This is a genomic window from Streptomyces sp. NPDC047022 (assembly GCF_040644155.1).
In the GTDB taxonomy this organism is placed as follows: Bacteria; Actinomycetota; Actinomycetes; order Streptomycetales; family Streptomycetaceae; genus Streptomyces.
The window spans coordinates 1-2198 of the sequence record NZ_JBEYVV010000090.1; the positions used below are offsets into that span (position 1 = coordinate 1).

Annotated in this window: 1 protein-coding gene; it reads right to left on the bottom strand. The window is 66.0% G+C overall.

Annotation, left to right across the window (positions count from 1 at the left end; translation table 11 throughout):
- Window positions 1-135 precede the first annotated feature (135 nt).
- On the bottom strand, window positions 136-1566 hold the full coding sequence (ltrA, locus tag ABZ845_RS31855) for a group II intron reverse transcriptase/maturase (RefSeq protein ID WP_360987008.1): 1431 nt from the start codon (window positions 1564-1566) through the stop codon (window positions 136-138).
- Between the last annotated feature and the right edge of the window lie 632 nt (window positions 1567-2198).

Genomic DNA, 2198 nt, shown 5'->3' on the forward strand with positions numbered 1-2198 from the left:
TGGTGAAGTCGGCCCGGGGCGCGGTGCCGGTCTTTCGACCGGCCCGTTTCCCCGGAGCCGCTTCCCGAACCGGGCATGCGACTTGGCACCGCACCCGGCTCTCCCCAAGTCCCGAGGGCTTCGTGGTGGTTGTCCTTATCCCGTGGTGTCCCAGGGAGTGGGAATCGCCATGCCCCGGTAGCGGTAGCGAGTGGTGCCCACCGTGATCGGGTTGAACAACTCCCGGGTCTCCCCGGTCCACCAAGATCTGCGACCGCAATAGCGACTGAAGATCTTTCTCCGGCCCGTCTTGGGGTGCTTGCGCTGCACCCATCTCCAGACCGTGTGCCACATGTACTTGCGCAGGTAGGAGAAGGTCGCGAAGGACACCCCGGGCCGGAAGTAGGCGCACCAGCCCCGCACTGCCGGATTGATCCGGACGAGCAGGGCATCGAGCGGCTGATTCGTGCCGACCTCCCGGCACAGCGTCTTGACCTTGGCCATGATGGCCCGCAGGGCCTTCTTGGCCGGATAGGTGTAGACGTAGTACCGATTGGTGCCTGGCTTCCGGTGGCGCTGGATGTGCCAACCGAGGAAGTCCAGGCCATGCTCGATGTGGGTGATCAAAGTCTTCTCCGGCGAGAGGCGCAGGCCCATCGTGGTGAGGACTTCGGCGATCTCTTCGCGTAGCGTTTCGGCGTCTGCCTTGGTGCCGTGCACCATCAGGCACCAGTCGTCCGCGTACCGGACCAGCCGGTAGTTGGGCAGACCTCGGCGTCGACGCCTCCGGCGCTCGTTGAGATCAGTTCCGGCGCCTCCCGATGCCCGGGCGATGTGCTCGTCCAGGACCGCGAGAGCAACGTTGCTGAGCAACGGCGAAAGGATCGAACCCTGCGGGGTGCCGGTGTCGTTGTCCCGCAGCAGGCCGTCCTCACTGAGGATGCCCGCCTTGAGGAACGCCTTCACCAGGTCCAGGACCCGTTTGTCCCCGACGCGTGCCCGCACCCGCTCCATCAGGGCGGTGTGTGAGATCTCGTCGAAGCAGGCTTTGATATCGCCTTCCACGATCCACTCGTACTTCTTGGACGTGAGCAGACGCACCTCCGCCACCGCGTCGTGAGCCCGGCGGTTCGGGCGGAACCCGTAGGAACACGGGAGGAAGTCCGCCTCGAAAATCGGCTCCAGCACCAGCTTCAAGGATGCCTGCACCACCCGGTCGGTGATCGTCGCGATCCCCAGACGGCGCAGCTTGCCGCCCGCCTTGGGGATCATCCGCTCCCGCACCGGCATGGGCCGGAAACTGCGGTCCTTGATCTGCGACCGCAGAGCGTCGAGGAACTCCTCGACGCCGACCCACAGCGCGATGGACGACGCCGTGCGCCCGTCCACCCCGGCCGTGCGTGCACCCTTGTTACCCCGCACCCGATCCCAGGCCACCAGCAGGAAGCCGGGATCGGCAACGAGATTGAACAGGTCGTCGAACCTGCGATGAGGATCACCACGAGCCCAACGATGCAGCTTGGTCTGGATCTTCAGTACCCGGCGCTCCGCCTCATACAAGGCGCGCTCCAGCTCGTCGGTATTCACCGGCGACCCTCCCGACATTCCAGTACTTCGGCCACTGACTTGCTGGCCCCCTTGGCCCTGCGACCGGCTTTCCCGGTCTCCATGACGGGTCGTTACTCCCGCGACTACTACGGGGCCTCCGCCCCACCCACGGCCATCAGTCGGCAACGGACCTGCCCACCACCGAACTGGCTGTCCGGCGGCTCGGGCGACCGCGGATGGTTCCCACGTTCACCACACAATCGATCGGTCAGGGAGACGCCCAGCTCTCCTCCGGCAGCATCGCCACGCCTACGCCGCAGGCTTTCAACGTGGCCTCCCCACCGGAACAGGAAATCCGGCTTCGGAGTTGACCCACCCGTCCGAGGACGAACAGGTCACGCGCTGCATACCGGCCCGTATCCACCAGGTTTGAGCCGGCTCGCTGCTTACGGAGCTTCAACCACTGGTTCGCTCTCGCTACACCTTCTGACCTCGCTAGACGGACCCGCACCGTCCGGTAGTCCCGGAGCGTCCCGCCGTTGTCGGGGCTGCTTGCCACCCTCCCCGGCGTTCCCCGGATCAGGCTGCCCCCAGCTTCACCAGGCCGCTGCGACGGCCCGGCGGAGAAGGCCTTTCACCTCCACTCGATTGCGTAGCGCCTCGTGGCGCAC